The sequence below is a fragment of the Ruegeria profundi genome (genome assembly GCF_049800715.1).
Classification (GTDB): Bacteria; Pseudomonadota; Alphaproteobacteria; order Rhodobacterales; family Rhodobacteraceae; genus Ruegeria; species Ruegeria profundi_A.
The window spans coordinates 26,011-52,900 of the sequence record NZ_JBNAFO010000005.1 but is presented as its reverse complement, the minus strand read 5'-3'; the positions used below and the strand labels follow the sequence as shown (position 1 = coordinate 52,900).

Genomic DNA, 26,890 nt, shown 5'->3' with positions numbered 1-26,890 from the left:
ATGCTGTGGTCATTGTTTAAGATCCTTGTTTTTGTTGCGATTATCGGCCTTCTGGCTTTGGGTGGTCACTTCCTTATGCAAACCAGTGGCGGGGTTCAGATCACCGTCGCCGGAGTGGAATACACGCTGGGGCCGCTGCAATCGGTGATCGCCCTGGGCGTGCTGGTCTTTGGCGTCTGGTTGTTCTTCAAGCTGCTGAGCTTGCTGATCGCGACGCTGAAATTCCTCAACGGTGATGAAACCGCCCTGTCGCGCCATTTCGATCGCAGTCGCGAACGGCGCGGGTATGAGGCGCTGTCCGACGGTCTCATGGCGTTGGCGTCGGGCGAGGGTCGCATGGCGATGGCCAAGGCTTCCAAAGCGGAAAAGCTGCTGAACAAGCCGGAACTGACCAATTTGCTGGTCGCACAAGCGGCGGAGATGACGGGCGACACCAAAAAGGCCTCGGAAACCTACAAAAAGCTGGTGACCAATAGCGCCACGCGCTTTGTCGGTGTGCGCGGTATCATGAAACAGAAGCTGGCCGAAGGCGATGACGAAACGGCGCGGAAACTGGCTGAGAAGGCCCTCGCGCTGAAACCGCGCCATGAGGAAACGCAAGATGTTTTGCTGAACCTGCAGACCAAAGCGCAGGATTGGGCCGGAGCGCGGTCGACTCTGACATCGAAGCTGAAAGCCGGGTACCTGCCGCGCGATGTGTTCAAACGGCGCGACGCGGTTCTGGCCCTGTCCGAGGCCAAGGGTATTCTGGACGATGGCGCAAGCGTCGAGCAACAAGAACAAGCCATCGAGGCCAACCGCCTGTCACCCGATCTGGTGCCCGCCGCCGCCATGGCTGCGCGGGCCTATATCGAAAAGGGTAAACCGCGCGCGGCGACCAAGATCCTCAAGAAAGCGTGGGAGGTTCAGCCCCACCCCGATCTCGCCCATGCCTTTGCCGAGATTGCACCGGAGGAGTCGGCTCAGGACCGGATCAAGCGGTTCACCGCGCTGACCCGTATCCACCCTGAGAACATGGAAACCCGCCTGATTCTGGCCGAATTGAACATCGTCGCCGAGGACTTCCCTGAAGCGCGTCGCGCGCTGGGGGATGTGGTCGAAAAACAGGCTGATGCCCGTGGGTACACGTTGATGGCGGCGATCGAACGCGGTGAGGGTGCCTCGGACGCCGTTGTGCAGGGTTGGCTGGCCAAGGCCTTGACCGCTCCGCGTGGGCCGCAATGGGTCTGCGAGAACTGTCACGACATTCAGCCCGAATGGGGCCCGGTCTGCCAGAATTGCGGCAGCTTCGATACGCTCAGCTGGCAGACACCTCAGACGCCCGAGATCGCCACGGCCACAGGTGTGCATATGTTGCCGTTGATTGTGGGCGCCCTAGAAGATCAAACCTCGCCTAGCGAGGAGCCAGAAAAGGAAGCGTCTGCCGAAGTGATCGAGCTGAACGCCGACGCGGTGGATGAGACCGTAGAGAAGCAGGCCTGATCCAAAGGGCTGAACTTTTCCGGCCCACAGCGGCCTTGCAATAGACAAAAGTTTTTGGCTCCGCCCCCAAGGGGCGCTGCTTTGGTGTGTTTAACGCCAGTGTGACGGGTTTCACTGACTTACCGGTAGCATTTGCCGCATTCTCTCGATGAATCGACCAAGCGTTTTAGATTGAGGAGAAACACAATGAAAATTGATGAAAAAGGCCTGGATAAATTTGAAAAAGAGGCGGACAAACTCGCGGCGGCGATTGTCCAGCAATCCAAAATCATCGACCAGGCGGAAAAGGCGTCTCCTGTCGCGAAGAAAACACTGGCACCGTTGAAAAAGGCAATTGTAGTGGCGATGAAGCAAGGCAAAGCTGCGCAGAAGGCCATTTCGACTGCCAAGAAGAAAAAGTGTATGGACGAAAAGGCCAACAAAGACCTTCTGGTTCAGGTTTCGAAAGCTGCCAAGACTGCATCGGCGGCCAAGAAATTGATCGGTCACGAGGCGACGCATGTGGTGCAACAGGCCGTCCCGAAAGCGAAGCCGAAGCAGATGGAAAAGACCTTCGACGAAAAGCTGAAGTTCTGGCAAAACCTTGAAAAGAAAGCCAAGTAAGTCTGGGACAAAGGTCGGGGCCTACGCAGAGAAGTGCTTTGCGAGGCCCTGACCTCGACGCTCAAGGCATGAAATGCTGTGCGTGTGATTGGAATCTGAGACTGAATTCCCCAAACACACGGGCTATTTCCACGCCGCAAATGCGAGTAATCAATACAAATTAGGGGGAGTTGGTGCCCAGGAGAGGCATCTAATTCTTGTTTCAGGGTGTTTCATCATGCCCCAGAATTTCACATGATGATTGTTTTTCAGTGATTTAACTGTGCCACCGTGTTCCACTATGCCCCACCTTATACTATATGTAGAGGGTGGATAGAGAGGTGGACGAATGTCACGTCCTTTGAATAAGCTGAGCGCATCGACCCTGAAGTCTGTACCGCCGGGGAAATACTCCGACGGCGGCGGGCTCTGGTTCCATCGGCGTGAGGACGGCGGAGCGCAATGGTTCTTGCGGGTAACTGTCCACGGTAGGCGGCGAGAGATGGGCTTAGGTTCGTTTCCAGAAGTTTCACTGAAAGAAGTTCGCCAGGAAGCAGACAACTGGCGGGCTGTTGCGAGGAAGGGTGTCGACCCAATCAAGGAACGGGAGCGCCTTAAGCGTGAAGAAGCGAGCAAGCTTCATTTGTTGAAAGACATTGCTGAAGACGCATTCGAAAGCCGGAAAGCGGAGTTGAAAGGCGACGGTAAAGCTGGTCGCTGGTTTTCGCCACTGGAACTGCATGTTCTCTCCAAGCTGGGAAAGGTGCCTGTTGTCGAACTGGACCAAAAGGACATCCGCGACACTCTTGCCCCTATCTGGCATGACAAAGCCGATACCGCACGAAAGGCTATGAACCGTCTATCCATTGTGATGCGACACGCGGCAGCGTTGGGGCTCGATGTGGATCTGCAAGCGACAGACAAGGCAAAAGCACTGCTAGGCAAGCAACGTCACAAACCGCAGAACATCCCTGCCATGCCGTGGAAGGAAGTTCCGGCCTTCTATCAAAGCCTGGATGGCGGAACGATAACTGAGCTTGCGCTGCGCCTGCTTATCCTCACTGCAGTTCGGTCATTTCCTCTTCGAAACCTGCATCTGGATCAGATTGAAGGCGATGTTTGGACCATTCCCGCAGAAGCGATGAAAGGGCGCAGGGATGCAACTGAAGAATTCCGCGTGCCTCTATCGGTTGAAGCTCTGGCGGCAATCGAACGGGCCAAACCAATGGCGCGGGATGGATTGCTTTTCCCTGGCGTTCGGCGCGGTGTCATATCGGACATGTCGATGGGGGCTTTAATGAAGCGGCGCGAATTGGTTGAGCGCCCACATGGCTTCCGGTCATCCTTTAGGGATTGGGTAGCAGAAACGCAAAACGTGCCTTTCGAGGTTGCGGAAACCTGTCTGGGTCATGTTGTCGGTGGTTCAGTTGAACGAGCCTACAAACGCACCGATTTCTTGGAACAACGGCGCGCGCTGATGGATCGATGGGCCGTCCATCTGCAATTAAACTTTATCAATGATGACAATAACTTGGTGCAGTTTGGAGCGCGGAATGAGTGAAAGAAAGATGCGCGGAATTTTGGACACTGGTCAGTCAGACCACGACAATTTCGAACAGCAATGGGAAGAACCCAGCGAGAATTACGTCCCCGGTATGGGAACGGGTGCAACCCGGCAGGCAATTCGCTGGGCTTACATAGGTTATTGCGTGGAAAGGGAGCATTTCATTCAATGTGCTTTAACCAACCCCAAGGGCCGCCCTGCAAAAGATCCTCTGGCATCCAAAGACGCCTACAGAGCATTTCTCCTTTGGAAAATGGTCAATCAAACCATCGGCGGAACTAAGCTGAATTGTTCTATAGGCACCCTGGTGAGCATGGCAATAGCTGTAGAAGAACGCTTAAATTTGCCCATGCAAGCAAGAGCTTTTCCACCAAGCGGAAGCTATGCATCTTCGATTTCTAGGGGAAAGAAAATTCTAGAGATTGACAGCGATTGGAATTCTGAGATTTGCGAAAAAATCGATGCTATTTAACCGCAAATGACTGACAAATAAAGATCCTTCAGTGTGTGTGTACCACGGCTCACCGGTGCGCACTGTGGAATTCGAATGGGCCGCGCACCCCAATATAGGGGACGCAAATGAAATATCTTTCGTTTCGCGAACTGCAGGACAAGCTGGGCGGTCGAGGCCGCACCACCATCTATCGTGATGTTGAAAATGGCCGCCTTCCTAAACCGGTCAAACTTGGGTCGCGTTTGTATTGGAACGAGGCCGATGTTGAAAACGCACTAGAGCAGGCAATTGCCACCTAAAAACCCGCACCCAGGAACAGGGCGCGGGCGGAATACAATTGCGGCTAGTAGGATAGTTACAAATGTAACCGCTTTTCGCCCTTGGTGCAAGAACCGAGGAGAAGAAACTTGAGTATTGAGCAGAAACAGGAACTCGAACTCCCACCGTCAAACGCACAGCGTAAGAACCGTTGGGCTGACTTCCCAAATGCCGCAAAAATCCAAAACTTCAAGGTCCGCAACTCTGACGCCGGTGAACGTCTCGTATGCATTAGTGGACGCGGCACGATCCGTGTTCTTTTGGCCCTTATCGACGGCCCCCTGTATTGCGCAAGTCCGGTTCGTATCAGCGACCGAGTTCTATTGCTGAAGCGGGACTACGGTTTAAGCATTCGCACGGAGACGTATTCGAACGACAAGGAAACTGATCGGATGCGGTTCGGTGTCTATTTTCTCGATGATAATGTGACGCCAATCGCAGCAAACGGGGTGGCAGCATGAGACCCATCGACTTGCAAACCCGCATCCTCCGCCGCAAGCATGGTCTCTCAGAGACCGCAGCCCGTCTTGTCGCAACCCTGCATTATGGGGAGGGCCGCTAATGGCCCTCATTTCCCAGATCCCGAAAAACAGCCGTGAGGAATTCCGCGTCAGCCGGGATGACTTCCAAGGGTACGATCTCATCAACATCCGCGTGTTCTTCGTCTCGAAAGATGGAGAGATGCTACCCGGCAAACAAGGAGTCGCCTTCAAGGCTGAATTGCTGCCTGAGTTCATTGATGCGCTCAGCAGGGCGGAGGTGGCCTAGATGGGGCGCGACAGGAAGAACGAAAAACGCGGCGAGCATTGGACCAAGCTTGTCAGAAACATGATGGAGGAGCCCGCTTGGCGGGCCCTCTCGTCAACGGCGCAGGCACTTTACCCTTGGCTCAGGCTGGAATGGCACGGTGTGGAATACAACAATAACGGCAAGATTTGCCTAAGCGTCAGACAAGCCGCTGAACGTTTGGGAGTGTCATACAACACAGCTGCCAAAGCGTTTAGAGAGCTTCAAGCAAAGGGTTTCATTGCCGTTACGCGTCCACCAAAACTGGGCACCAGCGGCGTCGCATCTTCTCCGCTTTTTGAACTCACCGAGATTTCACTGCCAACCGCACGCGGCGAGTCCGGCAGAAGGTTGTACAAGCAGTGGTCGAAGGGCTCAGATTTCGCAGTCGTCAAAGCCCCGATTCACAACCCAACTGGCAAGGGAGGAAAAACAAAACCCTGTCTCAAAAACTGCGACGAGACCGTCATAGAATTTGCGACGAGAAAATCGGAAGCGACGCAATAAATGCGACGGGCCGTATCAATATTTGCGACGAAAACACCCGATTTCGGCAGGTCTCCCGTCGCAACTTTTAAGACATCCTTAATCTACCAGGGGGTCTGGGGGAAACGGACACCTCCTGCACCAACAATCCAACAAACGAGGTATGAGCAATGACGCATGAACCAGACCGAAAAAACGGCATGACAAGGGACGAGCGAAACCCGGACGGCACTTTCGCAGTTGGTAACTCAGGACGACCTAGAGGAGCACGTCATAAGGTCACACGCGCGGTTGAGGAGCTGCTTGAGGGGCAGTCAGAAGCAATCACGCAAAAGGCTGTCGAAATGGCGCTAGAGGGTGACAGCACTGCCCTGCGCCTCTGTCTGGAGCGGATAGCGCCTACGAGGAAGGACGCACCGGTTAGTTTCGACCTCCCGCCTATCAAATCCGCTGAGGACGCCTCCGAGGCCGCTCAGGCGGTCTTACAGGCGGTTTCTCAGGGCGAAGTGACACCATTGGAGGGCGCAACAGTCATGGGGCTGGTGGAGCAGTACAGACGGGTGCTGGAAACAACCGAACTGGAACGCCGGATCACGGCATTGGAGGCAGCAAAATGAGCATGAGAAAGCGTATCAAAAAACTAGAAACAGTATCAGAAAACGAATTCAAGGTCGTTGTCACGGAAGGCCAGTTGTTTGACAGACACGGTGCTTCCATCTCAACAGAAGGCGAATACCCGCGAAATCTGGTGGAGAACGTTCATCGTGCCATTGTTAGTGTATCCGGTTCGAAAGAAGCAGAGACCTTAGAGCGAAAAGATGGTGAGACAGGCGCGGAATTCATGCACCGTTTCGAGCAAATGGGTATCCTTATCGGCAAAAAGGTAGGTGCGACTGTAACACTACGATGGGATGTGAAGTGGATTTGATTTTACCGTTTTGGGGTACGACGCGCCGAACTCGTACCCCCTCATTTACAATCGCAAACCCCATTCAAGACGCGCCGCACTTACCCGCTATCGAATCTGAATGTTTGAATTGTGACAGATTAATGAAAGAAAGGCGGGAAGCTCGCTGACGTAACGGAAAGCACTTCTTTGCTATCGTTGGTTGCTTCAGGGCATCGTTGGGTGACACACCGAACCAATTAACCCCCTCAAATCCAGTCGGAAAAACCAGAACGTTCTAAAATACAAGCATGTCACCCACGGTCAGAGGATCGCATTGTGGCCAAATTGTGTCCACGATTCATTGTGAAACTTTCCGTTTCGGACCGAGAAACAAATCGTTTCGCCATAAAACTGGGCGATACGGGGTTTCCCCAATTTTAACCAACAAGCATTGGTGTCACAGTAGTCCAGACTACACACACCTCCACTTACTCACGGGTGAGAAAAAGGGGCTGGTCCATACCCCCTCAACCAGCCCCTCACATCACCAAAAGCTCCAAGATTTCGAAAGACCTATAGATTCAGCGGGTATTGGTATTTCGCAGCAATCCTCTGGCCGGATCTGGGGAACGGTCAAAACACACTGCCTTGTCCAATTCGGTTCTTGTGCTTAGCCTTTCTGGCTATGTGCAACCTATACTCCAACACCATCCCGGCCACAGCGATGCGCCAACTGTTTGATGTGGCCGTTGAACGTGACAGGCTCGGGAATGCGGAACCATTGCCAGCCATCTACCCAAAGCACTTAGCTCCTGTGGTCAGGAAAGGCGACGAAGGTAAGCGTGAGCTGGTCTCGCTGAGTTGGGGATTTCGTACGACAAAGAAGTCAAAGAAAACCGGTGCTATTGTCCAACCGGGTGCCTGGAATAACGCACGTGATGACAAGGTGCGCTCAAACGGCTTGTGGAAACAGAGCTTTGCGGAGCGGCGCTGCCTCGTTCCGGCTAGTTCGTTCTGTGAGGCCCAAGGAAGAAACCCGGCCACTTACCACTGGTTCGCTCTAAAAGGCGATGAGGACCGCCCGCCATTCGCATTTGCGGGCATGTGGCAAGCCTCGCGGTACCAGGGCAAAGAAGGACCCGAGGAGGTTGAAACCTACACCGTCATCACCACGACGGCCAATCAACTGGTGAAGCCCATCCACCCGCAGAGAATGCCCGTCATCCTCAAGCCGGAGGACTATGAGCAATGGATGGATGGCAACGCGGATGACGCATTCGAACTGTTAAATCCCTACAATTCAGACGAGATGCAAATTGTTCGGTTTGGCGAGGGTGAGAAGTCGGACCCAGTAGGAATAAACGATGGAATTTACGACTGACTACGTAGACAAAGCCGACGCCATCATTGCGATGTTCTTCGACACCTTTGTCGCATCGGAAGGACCCGAGGCTGGAGCGTTGATTAAGGCGTTGGTAGCCGACATGCTGACTTCGCTTGCATCTGACGACCTGCACGTTTTCTCGGCAATTGAGAACGAGGAGGTTTTGGCCGGTATCATTTTCACACGCATGGCCTATGCCGATGATAATCGGACGGTGTTCATTCTTGCGCCCGTGGCGGTGGCAACCGCTCAACAGGGTAAAGGACTAGGGCAACGATTGATTAAACATGCACTGCAAGCACTACAGGATCGTGGGGTGGATGTTGCCCTGACCTATGGCGACATCAACTTCTATTCAAAAGTGGGCTTCGCTCACATAACGGAAGCCGATGCGCAACCGCCCTTGCCTTTACAGTATCCAGAAGGATGGTTGGGCCAGACCCTGAAATCCGGGTCATTCCTCCCGCTTAGAGGTCCGTCGAGATGCGTTGGCCCGCTTGACGATCCAAACCATTGGTGACGCAACATAAGGCGCATGTGGGCAACTCGGTCAACTCATTGGCCATATCAAGCGGAGGTTGCCCAAACTCGGAAACGAGTGCGGCGTGACTGATAGCTATTTAGCACGAGGATGTTCCTATCTTGTTCTTGCTTTTTTTGGGGTAATATGATACCATTGGAGCATTGATACTGGCAGAGAGATAGCGGCATGGAAGGCATGAAAACTCTTACGGTTAAGCGCTGCGGTGCCCGCACGCCTGACGGCCCGTGTCAGGAACTGCCAGTCAACGGCACTGGCCGCTGTCGCTTGCATGGCGGCGCTTCTACTGGCCCGAAAACAGCGGAGGGACGCAAACGCATTGCAGACGCCCAGGTTCAGCGCTGGGGCATTCTTCACGCTGCACTAACAGCCTACAAAGCGCAGGAGGCTGGCGATGCAAAACAAAGTTGAGTTTCAGCATAGACTGTCTGACAGCCAAAGAACGCAAGCCGCTGCTGGCCACTTGGTGGCTATGGCGATGCAGCGATTTCCCCCTGACCTGGTGGATTTGTCGCCTTGGCTGGAGCCATTTCTAGAACCTGATTTTGACCCGCAGATGCGCGTGGCCGCTTTGCGTGTCTACGCTCAACTGTATTGGCAGCTAGAGGTCCATTCTTCCGTGTTCGGGCCACACTAAAAGGAATTCGATATGTTGTTCAGAGAAGCAAAAGAAGGGCAGAAACGCGGGCTGTTCGGCAATATGTCTCCCCGCACTGCCAATATCATGCAAGGTATCGGTCTCGGGCTGTCGCAACTCGATGCGGGCCGGATGCCCAACCTTTCGCCGGTTTACTCACGAATGCAAGAGCAGGACAGGCAAAAGCAAATGCAGGAGGCTATTGGTCCAGCGTTGGAACGCATGGATCCGGCATATCGGCAAGTCCTAGCTTCCATGCCGCCCGCACTGGCAGCGCCGTACATCATGAAACTGATGCAGCCGGAAGCCCCGCAGAAAGGCGTTGTGGTTGGCAATCGGCTGGTGAATCCCGTCACCGGCGATGTGATGGGGGACTACTCTAGCGAAAAGCCCCGCCGCATCATCACCGGCGCTGACGGTTTCCAATACTATGAGGATGGTTCGCGGGTTCTGCCGGATGTTGAGGCTCAGCAGGAAGGCTGGCGCGCTCTGACGCCCGACGAAAGGCAATCCCTGCCAAATCTGGACCCGAACAAATCCTATCAGGTTGGCGTCTCTGGCGCGAACAAGGGCAAAATTGCCGAAGTCGGTGGCAATGGCACAAATGTCACCGTTCATACAGGCGTAGATGGTTCCGGCAGATATCTTTACGGGTCCGACGCTGGTTTGCCGCAAGGGTGGCGGCTGGATGTTGATACACAAACCGCCAGCGTTATTCCCGGCGGGCCTGCCGCAATGGAGGCGCAAGCGGCTGAGGCTGCTGACGCCAAGGCGGAACAGGCAAAATCCACGTCCGCCCATATCGTCTTAGATGAAATTGGCATGGTCAAAGAACTGATTGGCGATGAGTCCATGCTCTCACCTGCAACCGGCGTGACCGGGGGCTTAATGTCCAATATCGACAGCACCCGCGCCGGGGCCGTGAAGAACCGCCTATCAACCATCAAGGCAAACATCGGCTTTGATAAACTGCAATCCATGCGTGACGCCTCCCCGACAGGTGGCGCTTTGGGTCAGGTGTCAGAATTTGAGAACCGCCTGCTACAAGCTGTGTTCGGTAGTCTGGAACAGGCGCAGAGCGCAAAAGACATCATGTATAACCTCGACCGGCTTGAGGCGATTTACAACCGCATCATTCATCAGGGTATTCCCGATGATGAGGCGCGCAAAATGTATCGAGAAATCGAGCTTGGCGACCTTGTAAGCGGCGGTTCCAGTTCAACGGACGCAACCCCGGAGGCACCACAAGCCGGGGTGGTTGAGGATGGTTTTCGCTTCCTTGGCGGTGATCCGAGTGACCCCAGCAATTGGGAGGAAGTGAACTGATGGCTGGACCATGGGAGAAATACGAAAAACGCAAAGCCAAAAACAAAGGCAAACCTTGGGAGAAACATGCCGGGAAAAAGGGTGGGCACCCTTTGGGCGATGGCTCCACCGTCGCCCCCTATGAACAGTCACTGTTTGAACGGGCAATGACCGGCCTGCGTCAAAGTGGAATTGTTCCTCGTGCCAACATCCGGGACTTCGAGGCCATCGGAGCTGGTGCGCGTGCAGCGGCAGATACGGCCTTGTTCGGGTTTGGCGATGAAGCGCAGGCACTGGTCAAAAGCGCCGGTCCTGCGGCCTACGGCTTGCCACTTGGGTTGTTCGGGCACGAGCCGGAAAGCTTCAGCGAAAACCTTGCCGAGGAACAGGCGCGCTCAAAGTCGGCTCGGGTTCAAAACCCTACGGCCTCGACTATTGGCGATGTAGCGGGCCTTGCAACCGGCGTAGCAGGGATCGGCAAAGCTGGGTTGAGTTTGGCCGCAAAGGCGTCGACGCCGGGCAAGGTGGTTGTTGGCTCAATGGCTGATGGAATCGGGTACGGTGGATTGGCTGGCTTTGGTCACACCGATGGCAGTCTCGATGAGCGCGCTAGAGGCGCAGCGACGAGCGCCGGGATCGGCGCAGTCACAGGTGGCGTAGCCTCCGGCATTCTTTCGAGTATTCCCGCAATGCACGGCTACCTCTCCCGCCGGTTTGGAGCGCCAACGTCACAGGCGGCGGCACGGGTAAAGCAGGCACTAACACCAGATGTCGCGGCCAAGCTGGATGACCTCGGCCCCGACGGCATGGTTATTGACGCTCTGGGAGAGCGTGGGCGCGCTCTGGGGCGTGCTGCGGCCAATTCCAGCCCAGAGGCCCGCGAGATGCTGGAGACAGCCTCACACGCCCGCATGGCGGGTCAGAGCGACCGTTTGACGGATAGCCTGCTGACAGCTTCCCGCATGGATGCCCCGCAATCGGTTGATGACTTGGTGTCTGGTATTCGCAAGCAAACCCGCCCCGCTATCAACGCGGCCTATGATGAGGCCCGGTCGCTGGGCCACGATATCGACATGAGCGCCTTTGATGACCTGTTCAACACCGATATGGGTCGCAAAGCACTGAAGCAAGGCGAACGCCTAGCCAGAGACCGCTTGGCGGCAGAGGGTGTAAAGGGTGAGCCGTCAGCGCTGGCCATTCTCGACGAAGCCAAGAAAGCGCTGGATGACATGGCGCGGCCTGCTCTGGGTCAGAGTCAGACCAATGAGCAGGCAATCGCAGGAATGCTGTCCAAGCAAGTCCGTCAGCGCATTGATGAACTGATGCCCGAATATGGCGGCGCGCGAGAGTTGGCGGCAAGCGCGCACACCCGTATGAAAGCGGTAAACACAGGCGCAGAGGGTGCAAAACCGCGCGTACCAGCGGACTACGCCCGCCGTGCGGAAAAGGCTGCAATGGCTCACCCCGACGAGGTTGCCCAGGGTTATGCGTCCGGCAAGATTGACCAGCTTCAGAACCGCAGGGAAACGCCGGGTGTTGTTGATACCCTCTTTGGGCCACGCCGCCAGCAGGACGCCATGCAAGCCGCTCTAGGTCCAGATGGTGCAGCAACGGTTCAACAGCAGATTGCCAATGAGCGCATCTTTGCAGGCACGCACCGGGCGCTTACTGGCAACTCCACCACAGCGCGTCAGTTGATTGAGCATGGCATATTGTCAGGGATTGGGGGTGGCGCTGGCTACGTGACAACGGGCGACCTGCAAGGCGCTGGCATGGGTGCGGCGGGCCTCTTGGCTGCAAGACATGGTGGCGGTGCCGTTCTCAGAAAGGCGACCGCAGGCCGAGAGGCACGTGTTGCCCCGGTTGTAGCTGAAATGCTGACCGGAGGGATTTTACCGGCTCAAATCAAGAGTGCGGCGCAATCGGGATCTAGCCCAATGACGGGCATTCTTGCCCGCGCGCTGATGCTCAACACAATCACTACGCAACCCAACGCAAACTAACGTATCTATGACCGAATATCTGAGGTTCGCGCAATCAATGGTGAAGCGTCAATAGAGGGCAGAGTAAAGTATCCAAACCCCGTACAATACTGGACCGACTATTCCGCACAAAGCGGCCCACCCGATGAACACATATCCTAGCCAAGACAATTGTTGGCTTGAGTCAGTCGCCACACTCCACAACGAAAAGGCAATAGCTCCAACTATCGAGGCAGATGCAGCAATCACGCAGTAGAGTTGAAAAATGGATAGGTCGGCAACTGTCATACGACAAAGATGGGCACTGGGGCGCAGGCTGTAAAGTCCGCTGGGGAGTTAGCCTCTAACAGAGGCGGAAATTCAACAGGTTGACCCGTCTGTGAGTGCGGAAAAAACGAGGTGCAAAATGCCGGGACCGGAACCGGGAACAGTTTGGATAGAGGAACAGGAAGGCGGCTTTGTTGCAATGGTAGAGTGCTATTTCTGGACCGGAAACCTCGGGAACCGGATCGAGCGGGCAAAGGTCATGCTACGGCGCGTCAAACAGGGCACATGGGTTTGTCGTTGGTGCGGTGATGAACTGCCGGACTATCTCAGAGTAGATGCGCAGTATTGCTCTGAGGGGTGCAGGAAGCGGGCGGCACGGAAACGGCGCGAACGCAAAACCGCAAGAAGCTGGACGTAATGATTTCAACACCTTGCCATGTAGCATCATGTGTTTTCTCAGACCCGCAATGAACCCAGGCCACTACGTTTGAACCGTTTCCGAGGCGGTCTAAGGGGCTGACCATGGCACTCAAATTAGAGGACACTTTCGGCACACCGTGCGCCGCTCTTCTTCACCTTTGGAAAGCAGACTAAACCCAGGCAAAACTCTACCTTATCCGCAACCTTGAGACATTGTGCATAATGTCGCGAACTGAGTTCATACTAACTTGTTCTGATAGAATGGATCGCAGAAGCCCATCACGCGGCAGAGGCTCGACAAGACGTTTGTCGCCGATGCTTCCTGGGTAAAGCAAGAACAGGGGAAGTCCGTCTAAAGCCGGGTCAGACTTTGGGCCCATGTAGTCAAAGCACACAGGAACTGGGCTCGAAAGCCAATCATCCGGGAAAATGTTCTGTGCTTCCTTGGACAGATACAGGTTTGTTTTAGTTCTCCCCTGAATTATCCGAGCCATGAATTGACGCCAGTTCAGAATTTTCTTCCGATTTCCGGCAAGCCGCGACGCGTCAACGATCCAAATCATGTCCTGATAAAAGCTCTCTCTTGCTCGGCGCTCCTTCGGGTCTAGGCGAGAGTGCTGTACCTCAACGGTCAGACCAGAAAGTGTATGCACGTCGGCAATGTGTCTTTCCCCCGTTTTTTTGTCGTTGAGGATCTTTTCCTGCCACCTCAACGGAAACTCATTTTTCCATTCCCTGTGCCAGTCGGTTTCGGGCTCCCGCCAAGGGTCGCAGTTCGCTATGCTTTTGTGAGCCCAATGATGAACTCTGACCTCGCCACAGCGAGGTATCATTTCAGAGTGGCAAAAGGGACAGGTTCCAATAGCCCCTGGTAAAGGTCTGCTTCGGTTTCCGTCTATGTTTGCAGTAAGCATCTACGCAAGCCATCCAATCAATAACTTTGTCACATAGCCTTAGCTTGGTTTGATTCTCGGTCGCCTACAAGGTCGCGAAACGCTTTGAATCGAAATCAAGCGAAGCAATCAAAACGAAAAAAGGGGCGCACCTAATACAAGCGCGCCCAGTACAACAGGGAGGAGAAAAACTCGCGTTCTCAAATACACCAACGCTAGTTCATCAATATACTGACCTTGGACGGATCTGCCGAGGAGTGCAGTGAAGTTGGTCACGCAAGCCATAAATTTCTGTAGTAAAGGTCCCCTCTGGCTGGGCGCTGCTAGTTGCAAGCTGATTGACCAGCATACATCCCTAGTCCAGCACCGGCTGCAGTTGCCAGCTTATTGCCTGTTCCACCACCAAACCGGTTTCCAACTACTCCGCCAAGCGCAGCGCCACCAAGGACACCCGCCGCGCAGCGAGCGTCATGCTGTACTTGGGCCTGTGTTGGCGTAGTCGGTGCTCCGCAAGCAGCCACGAGTAGAGAGCCGCCAAGAGCGCACGCTATAAATGTCTTCTTCATCTCGATTGCCTTTCGAACCACCATTCAGATGACCCTCTAGTTGGTCCCGGGCCGCTTTTCTGACAAGCTTTCAATCGACTGAGGACCTGACATTAACTCAATCTTAATAAAGGCAGCTAGCTGCCTTAGCCTGCATCAGCTAGGTAAACCTGGGGCCAGTAGGCTGCTTGATGGTTTGCGCATCCCAAAGGCAATAAAACCTGCCTTTCAGAAAAGACGAAGAATTCCGTCAACATTTAGTCAAAATCGTATCGCTTCCCGCTTTCGTAAAAGTCATCTGACCAAGGGATTTCTTTGTTTGCGCTTAAAGCCGTCGTGTTTTCTGAAAAAAACACAACGTTCCTTCGCAGCGCTTCTGACATATCAATAATCATACGCATCCGCTCTATCAGCCCTGCCATCGCTTCAAACTTTGCAGTTCGTTCTTGGTCATTTTCTGACGAACGATCCAGTATCCCAATAACGTAGTCGACTTCCAAGTTTTGGTTCCTGTAGACGAGACCCATTTGCATTACATCTCTACTGAGCTTGTCGGGCAGTCCCATTAGGTCTGCGAAACTGAGACCAACAAAACCTGAACTTGAGTATTTGCACTTCTCATAGTCTGCGCGGCGACCAAGCCGCTTTTCAGATTGGAAACTCTCTAGGTTTTGAATGCTTCGCTCAAAATGGCGGATGGCGTTTGCCAATTCTGCAAGCACCATTGTGGCTTTTTCCTTATTTCGAAGATTGGGCACCACCCTTGTTGAGACAACAAAACTTGCAAGTGCACCGATGAGCGCGCCGACAGCGAACGGAAATGCTTTGACTAATAGATCAACCAATCCTTCCCTCCTTAGGTAGAAGCCATTTTCTGAAAAACTTCATCAATTGGTTCGTTTCAACAAAACCACCCCAACCCCATTCGCCGTGTCGCCTTCGTCAACGAACTGGATGCCTTGAGCTTCGAATGCAGCTCGAATGGCTTGTGCAGTTTCCCTTCTACCGCCCATCGGACCATCGTTTGTCTCAAGTCTGGCTATTGTTGGGTAGGACACACCTGACCTTTCCGCCAAGTCTACTTGAGACCAAGCCAATAGAGCCCTAGCGGCTTTGATTTGTCTAATTGATAGAATTTCTATTGACATTTACTCTGCTCGTTATGATATGATTTCTATCAATACCACAACCGGAGGAAACAGCAATGACTGAACAACGCGTTTGCGCGAACGGGGAAAGTGTGACCGGCCCAGTCTTCGACGTCGCGACAAAGCCTGACACTTACGACAAGGCACTTAAGATATTGGCTCTCTCTCGTATGGGTGTTGCTGCCTCCGATACCGCAATGAACATCGACCTAACAGCGAGAGGATACGGTGAACTGCTCGAAGTGATTGGGGAGCTAGCTTCTGACATCCTCGACATGCAGCCCGGCTTCGAACCACCTGAGAAAGGAGAAATGCAATGAACGCTGAGACCAAGGCAACTGAGTTGGACGCAAACGCGGACTTCTTTGTCACGGACTTTTCAGACCTTAATACCTTGCAGAAGCGCGTAGCCGCATTCTGTCGATGGTTCGACCTACCCGACCCTGGACTGCGCTACGACGAAGACGGCGATATCTTGGTCGACGAAGTGCTTCTAAGCTGGTGCAAAGAAGAGGGTATCTCCATCGACTGGCTGGCGTGTGGCGATCCGAAGGGCATGGCTGTTGCGTTCCGGAAATCTTGGAGAAACGAGCAGCAATTCGCAGAGGATCTGAAACTGCTCGACGACCAACAAATGCGCGCAATCGAGATTGGCATGAAGGCCTACATCAGTGGCTTCGCCCCGATGGAGCAGACAATCGAAGCGGCAAAAAAAGCATTGAAGGAAGTCAAAGAAGAAGCCGCATAAACTAGCAACTCTACTGGGCGCAGCATTCTCTGCGCCCATTTTTTTGTGAGATTGAATATGAGTTTCTATAGCGTCAATCGGCATTGGTCGGATCAATTCTTGCCCGAGATAAAGAGCATCATCGGCAGCCACATCCTACAGGCCGCGCCAGATCCACTGGATCACTTTCAGGCCACAGACCTGTTGATGCTGGACGCCAAAGACATGCGTATTGCAGCTAGGGTGAGACGCCACGGATATGCCGCGAGATACCCGCATCAATTCACCATCAGAGCGAAGTTGCCCACAGGCGCTGAGACGGAACTATCCAAGATAGTGAACGGCCATGGAGACTGGATGTTCTACGGCCATGCGGGACCGGACGGGCAGACTATCCTGCATTGGTGGCTGATTGACCTAAAGGCCTTCAGAGCGGCGCTAATACGTCACAGAACTGCTGGGGCGTTCTTGCATATGGGTGACAAACGCAATCCGGATGGGACTTGCTTCAAGTGGTTCGACATCAGGTCGTTTCCGAAAGAGCCACCGTTGGTGGTGGCTAGAGGTTAGTGCTCCAGGGAAATATGCCTGAGTCAAATGGTCGCGCAATACCACGCGCGTAGTTCAGTAAAAAAGTGAGACTTGACAGCAATTTAGAGTATGGAATGTATGACGCACTGAATCGAATAAATCGTTTAAACCGAATAAATCATTTGGAAATACTTGTCTGCTATGTAATCTAGCACCAAGTAAAACATAAGAAGTTTACGCCAATATTGGTAAAAAACTGAAAAAGTGAGGGTATCCATGTCGGGAAACACTGCTGAAGTCGTCGACATCACAAAGAGGATGCCGACGCGAGAAGAGATTCAAAACGCGGGTGACGGATTAGCCGCGATAGAAAGCGTAATGAACGGCGAAGGTCAGTTGCCGATTGGAGAAGTGTACTTGTCGCCTGCGTTGACCGATTTGATCCGGGGACTGCTGGGTATCGTTTCAAGAGGTGAAACAGTCACATACATGCCGCAAGGTCGAATGCTATCAACCCAGCAGGCGGCTGATATCTTAAATGTAAGCCGGTCTTATGTACTAAAACTGATCGAGCGCCAGGAGTTGTATCATGAGATGGTCGGTACACATCGCCGTGTACCCTTCATTGAATTGATGAACTACAAAGAGCAGCGCTCTGCGGCGCGTAGTGAAGCGCTCGATGATTTGCTTGACTTTACCAAGGAGTTCGAAGCCGAGTGATCCCTGCGTCCAACAGGTTTCTGGCCGTGTTGGACGCCAGCGTATTGTATCCACTAGCGTCGAAAGACCTTCTTTTGCGTTTCTATCACGCGGACCTTTTCAAGGCGCGCTGGACCGACAAAATTATGGAAGAGTGGACCTTCAACTTAAAACGGAAACGGCCAGAACTTGAGAAAGGTATAGACAGAACCGAAGCGACCATGCGCGAAAAGTTCGACGATGCATGGATATTTGACTACGAAGACCTGATCGATTCCTTGGAACTACCCGACTCGAACGACCGCCATGTTCTTGCCGCCGCTATCAAATGTGGAGCACACTACCTCGTCACCAATAACATAAAGCACTTTCCAACAGAAATTCTCGAAAAATATGACATGGAGGCTGGAACTGCAGACCAATTCCTATCCGGCACAGTTGATCTGTTCCCTTACGAAGCGTTTCCAGTCCTTCGCGCACACCAGCAAAAACGCGATTTGGTTTTTGGCGAATACGTTCTGTACCTTCGAAAATCGCAGTTGCCTTTGCTTGCAAACTTAGTCAACGCCAACAAGGCATTCTTTTGACTGCAGGTGAACCAACACTCGTAACAACATACATCGCTCAGCGCGCGAAATTAATTAAACCATCCAAACCTGCTTAGGTGGATGAAAGGGTGGGTTGAACGAGGGCCATGTGGGGCAAGATTCTGAATATATTACATTTATTTTGGGGATTTGGTGCCCAGGAGAGGACTCGAACCTCCACGTCCATACGGACACTAGCACCTGAAGCTAGCGCGTCTACCAATTCCGCCACCTGGGCAGGTGTCGTGAGGGGGCGTTTAAGCCCAGCGGCGGGGAGGGTCAACCAGATTCGGGCAGATTTTTAAAAGTTTTTTGAACCATGCCGCTCGGCCCCTTTTCACAGCGGGTCTCGATGCAAGACACGCGGCGATTTGATGCCTTGTTTCAAAGGGGTTCGGGCGCTACTTCTACGTCAGAGCCACGCAGCAGGAGCCATCGAATGTCGAAACTGGTCACGATCTACGGAGGGTCAGGGTTTGTCGGGCGCTACATCGCGCGCCGTATGGCGGCCAAAGGATGGCGTGTCCGAGTCGCCGTGCGACGCCCGAACGAGGCCATGTTCGTGAAACCCTATGGCGTTGTGGGTCAGGTTGAACCGGTTTTTTGCAACATCCGGGATGATGCCTCGGTGCAGTTGGCCATGCAGGGTGCAGACGCTGTTGTGAATTGCGTGGGTGTTCTGAACGAACTGGGAAAGAACGGGTTTGATGCAGTGCAGGCCGAAGGGGCCGAACGCATCGCGCGTCTTGCGTCCGAGAATGGCGTGGAGCGGATGGTTCATATCTCGGCCATTGGTGCAGATGCCGAGTCGGCCAGCGCTTATTCCCGCACCAAAGCTGCGGGTGAGGCCGGAGTTCTGGCTCATATGCCCGATGCAGTAATCCTGCGCCCTTCGATCATTTTTGGGACCGAGGATCAGTTCTTCAACCGGTTCGCCGCGATGACGCGGTTCGGGCCGTTTTTGCCTCTGGTCGGGGCCGAGACGCGGTTTCAACCGGTCTATGTGGATGATGTGGCGCAGGCGGCCGAGCAGGGTGTCTTGGGGAAAGCGGCCTCGGGCATTTATGAGCTGGGCGGTCCTGAGGTGAAAACCTTCCGGGCTTTGATGCAGCAAATGCTAGAGGTCATTCATCGGCGCCGTGTGATTCTGGGCGTGCCGTTCTTTGTCGCTAAGTTCATGGCCGGCGTGTTGGACATCTTGAAGTTCGTCAGCTTCCAGCTGTTCTCGAACCCGATCCTGACGCGGGATCAGCTCAAGAACCTTCCACAGGACAATTTGGTTGGTGACAGCGCCAAGGGCTTTGCCGATCTGGGGATTGTGCCTACGACGCTGGACGCTGTTCTGCCGGAATACCTGTGGAAATTCCGACCTTCAGGTCAGTATGACGACATTCAGAACTCGGCCAAAAACCTGCGGACCTGATCAGCTATAGGCGATCACCAGCAGGATCGCGCCCAGAATGACGCGATAGATGACATAGGGCGTGAAGCTGACACTACGCAGCAGGCGCATCATCAGGCTGAGGGCCAGCAGGGCTGACACAAAGGCAAAGAGGGCGGCGATCGCTCCGTCTTTGGCCAGCTGCGCGTCGGCCTCGTGGGCTACGTCAAGGGATAGCAACACGCCCGAGGCGATGATGGTCGGGATCGACATAAGCATGGCGAGGCGTGCGCCTTCTTCCCGCGTATAACCCAGATGCCGTGCCCCGGTGATGGTGATGCCCGACCGAGATGTTCCAGGAATTAAGGCGATAGCCTGCCAAAGGCCCATGATTGCTGCGTCACGCAGGGTCCAATCGGCGGCGATCTTGGTCTGGGGGCCTTTCTGGTCCATCCAATAGAGCAGCAGCCCGAATAGCAGCATTGTCCAACCGATGACGGCTATGGATCGCAGCGCCTCGGTCAGGCCGGTCAGGAAAAGGACCAGCCCAGCGAGGACTGTCGGAATCGTTGCCACGATCAGGCCTAGCGCCAGCCGGGCCTGTGCTGTGTCAATGCGCCCCGTCAGTGCCGCAGGCAGCCCGCGGATTGCTTGTTTGACGTCGGACCAGAAGTACAAAACAACCGCGCCCAGCGTGCCCACATGAACGGCGACGTCGATGGTTTGGCCCTGATCCTGCATCCCGGTCAGGTTGGGCAGCAAAATCAGATGGCCGGACGAAGAGACAGGCAGAAATTCAGTAAGCCCCTGAATGATCGCCACGAGAATCAAGTGAAAGAGACTCATTTACCCTGCCGCACTGCCATCAAATTGCTTTGAGTTCATGGGTATTCTGGTGGTGTCGAAAAGGAAAGATGATAGATAGGTCCGTATCGGACATAAAAATAGAAGAAAAAAGCAAATATTTCGCGCGCCAGTCGATATTTTTCTCAATTAGGTCAGTATATATGACTTTTCATATCCTGGACGATCTCATAAAGAGATGCTTCCTAGCCAATTCATGGAGTCGGACCCGTGGCAAAGCAACCGATGTTGAAATTTGTGCAGATTGACCGTGTCATGCCTGAAAAGCGTGCCGCCGATGACCGAAAAGAAGACTTTGACGAAATCTACGCGGAATTCGCATCGGCCAAGGCTGCAGAACAAGCCAGTCGATGCAGCCAATGTGGTGTGCCCTATTGCCAATCGCATTGCCCATTGCACAACAACATCCCCGACTGGCTGCGCCTGACGGCGACAGGTCGTCTGGAAGAGGCCTACGCGACCAGTCAGGCCACCAACACATTCCCCGAGATCTGTGGCCGTATCTGCCCTCAGGATCGCTTGTGTGAGGGTAATTGTGTGATTGAACAGTCGGGTCACGGTACGGTCACCATCGGGACGATTGAGAAATACATCACCGACACCGCATGGGACAAAGGCTGGGTAAAGCCTGTCGTTCCGACTGCTGAACGCAGCGAAAGCGTCGGCATCATCGGCGGAGGCCCGGGTGGTCTGGCCGCAGCCGACATGCTACGCCGTGCCGGTATCCAAGTCACAGTCTATGACCGCTATGATCGTGCGGGCGGCCTGTTGATGTACGGTATCCCTGGCTTCAAGCTCGAGAAAGACATCGTCCAGCGCCGCAATGACCTGTTGGCCGAAGGCGGGGTGGAGTTCGTTCTGAACTGCGACGTGGACGCCGCCAAATTTGACGAAATTCGCGCCAAGCATGACGCCGTGATCATCGCAACCGGCGTTTACAAGTCGCGTGATCTGTCCATGCCGGGCAGCGGATTGACGGGCATCGAGAAGGCGATCGACTTCCTGACCGCCTCGAACCGCAAAAGCTTTGGTGACGCGGTCGAAGATTTCGACAATGGTCGCCTGAACGCCGACGGCAAGAAAGTTGTCGTTATCGGTGGTGGCGACACGGCGATGGACTGTGTGCGCACCTCGATCCGACAGGGCGCGACCTCGGTCAAATGTCTGTACCGCCGTGACCGTGCCAACATGCCTGGCTCGCAGCGAGAAACGCAGAATGCCGAGGAAGAAGGCGTGGTGTTTGAATGGCTCAGCGCGCCAAAAGGTTTTGTCGGTGATGACAAGGTGTCCGGCGTGATGGTGCAGAAGATGCGCCTGGGACAACCGGATGCGTCGGGCCGTCAGGCCCCTGAGGTGATCGAAGGTGCCGACTATGTCGAGGACGCCGATCTGGTGATCAAGGCGCTGGGTTTTGAGCCCGAAGACTTGCCAACCCTGTTCGGTCAGCCCGATCTGCCGGTCACGCGCTGGGGCACCATCAAAGCGGCATTCCAGACCGGTGAGACCGAGATGGATGGCGTCTACGCCATTGGTGACATCGTGCGCGGTGCCTCTCTGGTCGTCTGGGCGATCCGGGATGGGCGTGACTGCGCCGATGCCATCATCGAGCGGTTCAATGCCAAGGCGGTGGTCGCAGCTGAATAAGCCTCGCCATCGTTGAAGTTCAACATCTTCCCGAAGGGATACGCGTTCGATCCAGAACGCCAGCCAAAGACCAAAACCAGGGATCCGGCAATCCGTGCCCCCTTGGAAGCAGGAGACAGCGAATGACCAAATTTGATGCCGATTGGGTGCGCGCCGAGGAAACCAAGCGCAAGTGGATGGCGGAAAACGGTCTTTATTCCGAAGAGGAAGAGCATTCCTCATGCGGTGTGGGCCTTGTGGTGTCCGTCGATGGTAAGCCTTCGCGTAAGGTTGTTGATGCGGGGATCGATGCCCTGAAGGCGATCTGGCACCGGGGCGCTGTCGATGCGGATGGCAAGACAGGTGACGGCGCGGGTATCCATGTTCAGATCCCGGTTCCATTCTTCTACGACCAAATCCGCCGTACCGGCCATGAACCCAACCTGGATGAGCTGATCGCGGTTGGTCAGGTCTTTCTGCCTCGCACCGATTTTGGCGCGCAGGAAAGCTGCCGGACCATCGTGGAAACCGAAGTTTTGCGGATGGGCTACTATATCTATGGCTGGCGTCACGTGCCGGTTGATGTCACCTGTCTGGGCGACAAGGCCAACGCGACCCGTCCTGAGATTGAGCAAATCCTGATCTCGAACTCGAAAGGCGTTGACGAAGAGACTTTTGAGCGTGAGCTTTATGTGATCCGTCGTCGCATCGAAAAAGCGGCTGCGGCTGCAGGGATTTCCGGCCTTTATCTGGCGTCGCTCTCCTGCCGCTCGATCATCTACAAGGGAATGATGCTGGCCGAACAGGTTGCCGTCTTCTACCCCGACTTGATGGACGAACGCTTTGAGTCGGCGTTTGCGATCTATCATCAGCGCTATTCGACCAACACCTTCCCGCAATGGTGGCTGGCCCAGCCTTTCCGGATGTTGGCCCATAACGGTGAGATCAACACGCTGAAGGGCAACATCAACTGGATGAAGAGCCATGAGATCCGCATGGCGTCCTCGACCTTTGGTGACTATGCCGAAGATATCAAGCCGATCATCGCAGGCGGATCGTCCGACTCGGCCGCATTAGACTCGGTTTTTGAGGTTCTGGTGCGCGCGGGCCGCTCGGCGCCTATGGCGAAAACCATGCTGGTGCCGGAAAGCTGGTCTAAGCAGGCAGTTGAGCTGCCGCAGGCGTGGCGCGACATGTATTCCTACTGCAACTCAGTGATGGAGCCATGGGACGGCCCCGCCGCTCTGGCCATGACCGATGGCCGCTGGGTCTGTGCCGGTCTCGACCGAAATGGTCTGCGCCCGATGCGCTATGTGGTGACGGGCGATGGTCTGGTCATCGCGGGCTCTGAGGCCGGAATGGTGCCGATTGATGAGGCCTCGGTGACTGAAAAAGGCGCTCTGGGTCCGGGTCAGATGCTGGCCGTGGATATGAAGCGCGGCAAGCTTTACCGCGACAAACAGATCAAGGACAAACTGGCCCGCGCCCTGCCGTTTGGTGAGTGGGTCAATAAGATCAATGATCTGGATGACGCCCTGGCCGGCGTGACCGAGACAGCCATGTTCCGCGGAGAAGAGCTGCGCAAGCGTCAGATCGCGGCGGGATACTCGATCGAAGAGCTGGAGCAGATCCTCGCGCCGATGGCCGAGGATGGTAAGGAGTCACTGGCTTCGATGGGGGATGACACGCCCTCGGCCGTGCTGTCCAAACAGTACCGCCCGCTGAGCCATTTCTTCCGCCAGAACTTTAGCCAGGTGACAAACCCGCCCATCGACAGCCTGCGGGAATACCGCGTGATGTCGCTGAAAACACGGTTCGGTAACCTGAAAAACGTGCTGGACGAAGACAGCAGCCAAACCGAAATCGTGGTGCTGGGCAGCCCCTTCGTTGGTAACGCACAGTGGGACAAACTGGTTGAGACCTTTGGCTCTCCTCTGGCAGAAATCGACTGCAGCTTTGAGCCCGGTCGTGGCGCGCTGAGCGCCGCTTTGGCTCGTGTTAGGGCCGAAGCAGAGGAGGCCGTGCGCTCGGGCGCTGGGCATCTGGTGCTGTCCGACATGAACTCGGGCCAGGGCCGTGTGGCCATGCCGATGATCCTGGCGACAAGTGCGGTGCACTCACATCTGACGCGGCAAGGACTTCGGACCTTCTGCTCGCTGAACGTGCGTTCGGCCGAATGTGTTGATCCGCATTATTTTGCGGTTCTGATCGGCTGTGGTGCAACCGTTGTGAACGCCTATCTGGCCGAGGATTCACTGGCCGATCGGATTGACCGTGGTCTGCTGGAAGGCACGTTGACGGAAAACGTCGTGCGCTATCGCGAGGCCATCGATCAGGGTCTGCTGAAGATCATGGCCAAGATGGGCATCTCGGTGATCTCATCCTATCGCGGCGGTCTGAACTTCGAGGCTGTTGGTCTTAGCCGTGCCATGGTTGCCGAATACTTCCCCGGTATGACCAGCCGGATTTCCGGCATCGGTGTCACGGGTATTCAGGCCAAGGTAGAGGAAATCCATGCCAAGGCGTGGGACAACGGCTTGGACGTGCTGCCCATCGGTGGGTTCTATAAAGCCCGGCAATCGGGCGAGACCCATGCGTGGGAAGCGACCTCGATGCATATGATGCAGATGGCGTGTAACAAGGCGTCTTACGAGTTGTGGAAGCAGTATTCGGCTAAGATGCAGTCGAACCCGCCGATCCACCTGCGTGATCTGATGGATTTCAAACCGCTGGGCAAACCGGTGCCGATTGAAGAGGTCGAATCGATCACCTCGATCCGCAAACGCTTCGTCACGCCGGGCATGTCGCTGGGCGCGTTGTCGCCCGAAGCGCATAAGACGCTGAACGTGGCGATGAACCGGATTGGCGCAAAGTCTGACTCGGGTGAAGGTGGGGAAGATCCCGCACACTTCGTGCCGGAGCCGAATGGTGACAATCCGTCGGCCAAGATCAAACAGGTGGCCTCTGGCCGGTTCGGTGTGACTGCCGAGTACCTGAACCAGTGTGAAGAGCTTGAGATCAAGGTCGCCCAGGGTGCGAAACCGGGTGAAGGCGGTCAGCTGCCCGGTATGAAGGTCACCGACTTGATCGCGCGTCTGCGGCATTCGACCAAAGGCGTGACCCTGATCTCGCCACCGCCGCACCACGACATCTACTCGATCGAGGATCTGGCGCAGCTGATCTATGACCTCAAACAGATCAACCCGCGCTGCAAGGTGACGGTGAAACTGGTGGCGTCCTCGGGCGTTGGTACGATTGCTGCAGGTGTGGCCAAGGCGAAGGCGGATATCATCCTGATTTCGGGCCACAATGGAGGCACGGGCGCATCGCCTGCGACATCGATCAAATATGCCGGTCTGCCGTGGGAAATGGGCCTGACCGAGGCGCATCAGGTTCTGGCGATGAACAACCTGCGCGACCGTGTAACCCTGCGGACCGATGGTGGCCTGCGGACCGGTCGTGACATCGTCATGGCCGCGATGATGGGGGCCGAGGAGTATGGCATCGGCACCGCCGCCTTGATCGCGATGGGCTGTATCATGGTGCGTCAGTGCCAGTCGAACACCTGCCCGGTTGGCGTCTGTACGCAGGACGAAAGCCTGCGCGCCAAGTTTACGGGCAACGCGGACAAAGTCGTCAACCTGATCACCTTCTACGCGCAGGAAGTGCGCGAGTTGCTGGCCAGCCTCGGCGCGCGTTCGATTGATGAGATCATCGGTCGGGCCGATCTGCTGGATCAGGTCAGCCGCGGCTCGGCGCATCTGGACGATCTGGATCTGAACCCGCTGCTGATCACTGTCGATGGTGCGCATGACATCGTCTATGACCGCCGCAAGGACCGCAATGCGGTGCCGGATACGCTGGACGCCGAGATCGTGCGCGATGCGGCGCGGTTCCTGAAAGACGGTGAAAAGATGCAGCTGTCTTACGCGATCCAGAACACGCACCGGACTGTGGGGACTCGCGTCTCCAGCCATATCGTTCAGAACTTCGGTATGCGGAACACGTTCCAAGACGACCACCTGCATGTGAAACTGCAGGGCTCGGCAGGTCAGTCGCTGGGGGCCTTTGCGGCACCGGGTCTGAAGCTGGAAGTGTCGGGTGACGCCAACGACTATGTCGGCAAAGGTCTGTCGGGAGGCATGATCGTTGTCCGCCCACCGCAGGTCAGCCCGCTGAAGGCAGATGACAACACGATCATCGGTAACACCGTTCTGTACGGCGCAACCGATGGGCAGCTGTTTGCCGCTGGTCGCGCGGGTGAGCGGTTCGCGGTGCGGAACTCGGGCGCCAAAGTGGTGATCGAGGGCTGTGGATCGAACGGGTGTGAATACATGACCGGCGGTGTCGCGGTGATCCTGGGTGATATCGGGGCCAATTTTGGTGCGGGTATGACCGGCGGTATGGCCTATCTGTATGATCCGGAGGGCAAGGCGCAGGCGTTGATGAACATGGAAACGCTGGTGACCTGTCCGGTGACAGTCGATCATTGGGAAGATCAGTTGAAATCCCTGATCGAGCGTCACGCGGTGGAAACCTTCAGCCGGAAGGCCTCGGACATCCTGCAGCATTGGGATGTGGAAAAGGCGAACTTCCTGCAGGTCTGCCCGAAAGAAATGCTGAACAAGCTCAGCCATCCTCTGACAAACGAAGTGGCTGCGGTTCCGGCCGAATAAGTCGGGTGCAGAGATAAACAAGAAGGACCCGCGTTTCTGAGGTGGAACGCGGGTCTTTTTGTATTTCGCGGCGGACACAGTCGCGCGGCCCAATCCGCCTATCAGGAATTCCGCCGTTC

29 protein-coding genes and 1 tRNA gene are annotated in these 26,890 nt (G+C 55.2%); 24 read left to right on the top strand and 6 right to left on the bottom strand.

Annotated features, from left to right (window positions below; translation table 11 throughout):
- From ACP15L_RS09890 to ACP15L_RS09815, 16 genes are all read left to right on the top strand, one after another.
- On the top strand, nucleotides 1–1,482 hold the full coding sequence (locus ACP15L_RS09890) for a heme biosynthesis protein HemY (protein ID WP_425084030.1): 1,482 nt from the start codon (nucleotides 1–3) through the stop codon (nucleotides 1,480–1,482).
- 132 nt (nucleotides 1,483–1,614) lie between these two features.
- Nucleotides 1,615–2,085 carry a hypothetical protein gene (locus ACP15L_RS09885; RefSeq protein ID WP_425084029.1) on the top strand — a complete coding sequence of 157 codons (471 nt, stop codon included), beginning with the start codon at nucleotides 1,615–1,617 and terminating at the stop codon, nucleotides 2,083–2,085.
- 328 nt (nucleotides 2,086–2,413) lie between these two features.
- On the top strand, nucleotides 2,414–3,625 hold the full coding sequence (locus ACP15L_RS09880; protein ID WP_425084028.1) for a tyrosine-type recombinase/integrase: 1,212 nt from the start codon (nucleotides 2,414–2,416) through the stop codon (nucleotides 3,623–3,625).
- Entirely contained in the window at nucleotides 3,618–4,100 is a 483-nt protein-coding gene (locus ACP15L_RS09875; RefSeq protein ID WP_425084027.1) for a hypothetical protein, read from the top strand. The genes ACP15L_RS09880 and ACP15L_RS09875 overlap by 8 nt, the downstream gene beginning before the upstream one ends.
- Before the next feature lie 107 nt (nucleotides 4,101–4,207).
- Nucleotides 4,208–4,381 (top strand): helix-turn-helix transcriptional regulator, encoded by a 174-nt coding sequence (locus tag ACP15L_RS09870; RefSeq protein ID WP_425084026.1) that lies wholly within the window; start codon nucleotides 4,208–4,210, stop codon nucleotides 4,379–4,381.
- 108 nt (nucleotides 4,382–4,489) lie between these two features.
- On the top strand, nucleotides 4,490–4,861 hold the full coding sequence (locus ACP15L_RS09865) for a hypothetical protein (protein WP_425084025.1): 372 nt from the start codon (nucleotides 4,490–4,492) through the stop codon (nucleotides 4,859–4,861).
- Between the two features lie 100 nt (nucleotides 4,862–4,961).
- The gene (locus ACP15L_RS09860; RefSeq protein WP_425084024.1) at nucleotides 4,962–5,168 is read left to right on the top strand and encodes a transcriptional coactivator p15/PC4 family protein; all 207 of its coding nucleotides are present in this window, start codon (nucleotides 4,962–4,964) and stop codon (nucleotides 5,166–5,168) included.
- Nucleotides 5,169–5,693 carry a hypothetical protein gene (locus ACP15L_RS09855; RefSeq protein WP_425084023.1) on the top strand — a complete coding sequence of 175 codons (525 nt, stop codon included), beginning with the start codon at nucleotides 5,169–5,171 and terminating at the stop codon, nucleotides 5,691–5,693.
- 149 nt (nucleotides 5,694–5,842) lie between these two features.
- Nucleotides 5,843–6,289, top strand: coding sequence for a DUF5681 domain-containing protein (locus tag ACP15L_RS09850; protein WP_425084022.1), 447 nt, complete (start codon nucleotides 5,843–5,845; stop codon nucleotides 6,287–6,289).
- Nucleotides 6,286–6,600, top strand: coding sequence for a hypothetical protein (locus ACP15L_RS09845; protein WP_425084021.1), 315 nt, complete (start codon nucleotides 6,286–6,288; stop codon nucleotides 6,598–6,600). Before ACP15L_RS09850 ends, ACP15L_RS09845 begins: the two co-directional genes overlap by 4 nt.
- Before the next feature lie 646 nt (nucleotides 6,601–7,246).
- Nucleotides 7,247–7,942 carry an SOS response-associated peptidase gene (locus ACP15L_RS09840; RefSeq protein WP_425084020.1) on the top strand — a complete coding sequence of 232 codons (696 nt, stop codon included), beginning with the start codon at nucleotides 7,247–7,249 and terminating at the stop codon, nucleotides 7,940–7,942.
- Nucleotides 7,926–8,465 carry a GNAT family N-acetyltransferase gene (locus tag ACP15L_RS09835; protein ID WP_425084019.1) on the top strand — a complete coding sequence of 180 codons (540 nt, stop codon included), beginning with the start codon at nucleotides 7,926–7,928 and terminating at the stop codon, nucleotides 8,463–8,465. The genes ACP15L_RS09840 and ACP15L_RS09835 overlap by 17 nt, the downstream gene beginning before the upstream one ends.
- Nucleotides 8,466–8,654: 189 nt before the next feature.
- Nucleotides 8,655–8,897, top strand: coding sequence for an HGGxSTG domain-containing protein (locus ACP15L_RS09830; RefSeq protein ID WP_425084018.1), 243 nt, complete (start codon nucleotides 8,655–8,657; stop codon nucleotides 8,895–8,897).
- Nucleotides 8,881–9,123 (top strand): hypothetical protein, encoded by a 243-nt coding sequence (locus tag ACP15L_RS09825; RefSeq protein WP_425084017.1) that lies wholly within the window; start codon nucleotides 8,881–8,883, stop codon nucleotides 9,121–9,123. The genes ACP15L_RS09830 and ACP15L_RS09825 overlap by 17 nt, the downstream gene beginning before the upstream one ends.
- A 12-nt stretch (nucleotides 9,124–9,135) precedes the next feature.
- Nucleotides 9,136–10,449: a hypothetical protein gene (locus ACP15L_RS09820; RefSeq protein WP_425084016.1), complete on the top strand. Its 1,314-nt coding sequence runs from the start codon at nucleotides 9,136–9,138 to the stop codon at nucleotides 10,447–10,449.
- Entirely contained in the window at nucleotides 10,449–12,431 is a 1,983-nt protein-coding gene (locus ACP15L_RS09815) for a hypothetical protein (protein WP_425084015.1), read from the top strand. The genes ACP15L_RS09820 and ACP15L_RS09815 overlap by 1 nt, the downstream gene beginning before the upstream one ends.
- An 854-nt stretch (nucleotides 12,432–13,285) precedes the next feature.
- On the opposite strand, the gene ACP15L_RS09810 is transcribed toward ACP15L_RS09815, so the two are convergent.
- The 4 genes from ACP15L_RS09810 to ACP15L_RS09795 all read right to left on the bottom strand — a co-directional run bounded on the left by ACP15L_RS09810 (nucleotide 13,286) and on the right by ACP15L_RS09795 (nucleotide 15,683).
- Nucleotides 13,286–14,011, bottom strand: coding sequence for a competence protein CoiA family protein (locus ACP15L_RS09810; RefSeq protein WP_425084014.1), 726 nt, complete (start codon nucleotides 14,009–14,011; stop codon nucleotides 13,286–13,288).
- A 302-nt stretch (nucleotides 14,012–14,313) separates the two neighbouring features.
- Nucleotides 14,314–14,556 (bottom strand): glycine zipper 2TM domain-containing protein, encoded by a 243-nt coding sequence (locus ACP15L_RS09805; protein WP_425084013.1) that lies wholly within the window; start codon nucleotides 14,554–14,556, stop codon nucleotides 14,314–14,316.
- Between the two features lie 236 nt (nucleotides 14,557–14,792).
- Nucleotides 14,793–15,380, bottom strand: coding sequence for a hypothetical protein (locus ACP15L_RS09800; protein ID WP_425084012.1), 588 nt, complete (start codon nucleotides 15,378–15,380; stop codon nucleotides 14,793–14,795).
- Nucleotides 15,381–15,422: 42 nt separating this feature from the next.
- Nucleotides 15,423–15,683, bottom strand: a complete 261-nt coding sequence (locus tag ACP15L_RS09795) for a helix-turn-helix transcriptional regulator (protein WP_425084011.1) — start codon at nucleotides 15,681–15,683, stop codon at nucleotides 15,423–15,425.
- 56 nt (nucleotides 15,684–15,739) lie between these two features.
- Here ACP15L_RS09795 and ACP15L_RS09790 point away from each other — a divergent pair, with 56 nt between their 5' ends.
- The 5 genes from ACP15L_RS09790 to ACP15L_RS09770 all read left to right on the top strand — a co-directional run bounded on the left by ACP15L_RS09790 (nucleotide 15,740) and on the right by ACP15L_RS09770 (nucleotide 18,227).
- Nucleotides 15,740–16,003 (top strand): hypothetical protein, encoded by a 264-nt coding sequence (locus tag ACP15L_RS09790; protein ID WP_425084010.1) that lies wholly within the window; start codon nucleotides 15,740–15,742, stop codon nucleotides 16,001–16,003.
- Complete coding sequence (locus ACP15L_RS09785; RefSeq protein ID WP_425084009.1) at nucleotides 16,000–16,431, top strand: hypothetical protein; 432 nt, start codon at nucleotides 16,000–16,002, stop codon at nucleotides 16,429–16,431. The genes ACP15L_RS09790 and ACP15L_RS09785 overlap by 4 nt, the downstream gene beginning before the upstream one ends.
- A gap of 57 nt (nucleotides 16,432–16,488) precedes the next feature.
- Nucleotides 16,489–16,980 carry a hypothetical protein gene (locus ACP15L_RS09780; protein WP_425084008.1) on the top strand — a complete coding sequence of 164 codons (492 nt, stop codon included), beginning with the start codon at nucleotides 16,489–16,491 and terminating at the stop codon, nucleotides 16,978–16,980.
- A gap of 237 nt (nucleotides 16,981–17,217) precedes the next feature.
- Complete coding sequence (locus ACP15L_RS09775) at nucleotides 17,218–17,661, top strand: excisionase family DNA-binding protein (RefSeq protein ID WP_425084007.1); 444 nt, start codon at nucleotides 17,218–17,220, stop codon at nucleotides 17,659–17,661.
- Between the two features lie 26 nt (nucleotides 17,662–17,687).
- A complete protein-coding gene (locus ACP15L_RS09770) occupies nucleotides 17,688–18,227 on the top strand; it encodes a PIN domain-containing protein (protein ID WP_425084006.1) in 540 nt (179 codons plus the stop codon).
- A gap of 151 nt (nucleotides 18,228–18,378) precedes the next feature.
- Here the strand turns inward: ACP15L_RS09770 and ACP15L_RS09765 are convergent.
- A tRNA-Leu gene (locus ACP15L_RS09765) sits at nucleotides 18,379–18,465 on the bottom strand.
- A 201-nt stretch (nucleotides 18,466–18,666) separates the two neighbouring features.
- Here ACP15L_RS09765 and ACP15L_RS09760 point away from each other — a divergent pair.
- Nucleotides 18,667–19,650 (top strand): complex I NDUFA9 subunit family protein, encoded by a 984-nt coding sequence (locus ACP15L_RS09760; RefSeq protein ID WP_425084005.1) that lies wholly within the window; start codon nucleotides 18,667–18,669, stop codon nucleotides 19,648–19,650.
- Here ACP15L_RS09760 and ACP15L_RS09755 read toward each other — a convergent pair whose 3' ends face one another.
- Entirely contained in the window at nucleotides 19,651–20,454 is an 804-nt protein-coding gene (locus tag ACP15L_RS09755; protein ID WP_425084004.1) for an undecaprenyl-diphosphate phosphatase, read from the bottom strand. It abuts the gene before it with no gap.
- Between the two features lie 228 nt (nucleotides 20,455–20,682).
- Here ACP15L_RS09755 and ACP15L_RS09750 point away from each other — a divergent pair, with 228 nt between their 5' ends.
- Both ACP15L_RS09750 and gltB read left to right on the top strand, forming a co-directional pair.
- A complete protein-coding gene (locus ACP15L_RS09750; protein WP_170689612.1) occupies nucleotides 20,683–22,116 on the top strand; it encodes an NAD(P)-dependent oxidoreductase in 1,434 nt (477 codons plus the stop codon).
- A 122-nt stretch (nucleotides 22,117–22,238) separates the two neighbouring features.
- On the top strand, nucleotides 22,239–26,771 hold the full coding sequence (gene gltB, locus ACP15L_RS09745; protein WP_425084003.1) for a glutamate synthase large subunit: 4,533 nt from the start codon (nucleotides 22,239–22,241) through the stop codon (nucleotides 26,769–26,771).
- The last annotated feature ends 119 nt before the right edge of the window (nucleotides 26,772–26,890 follow it).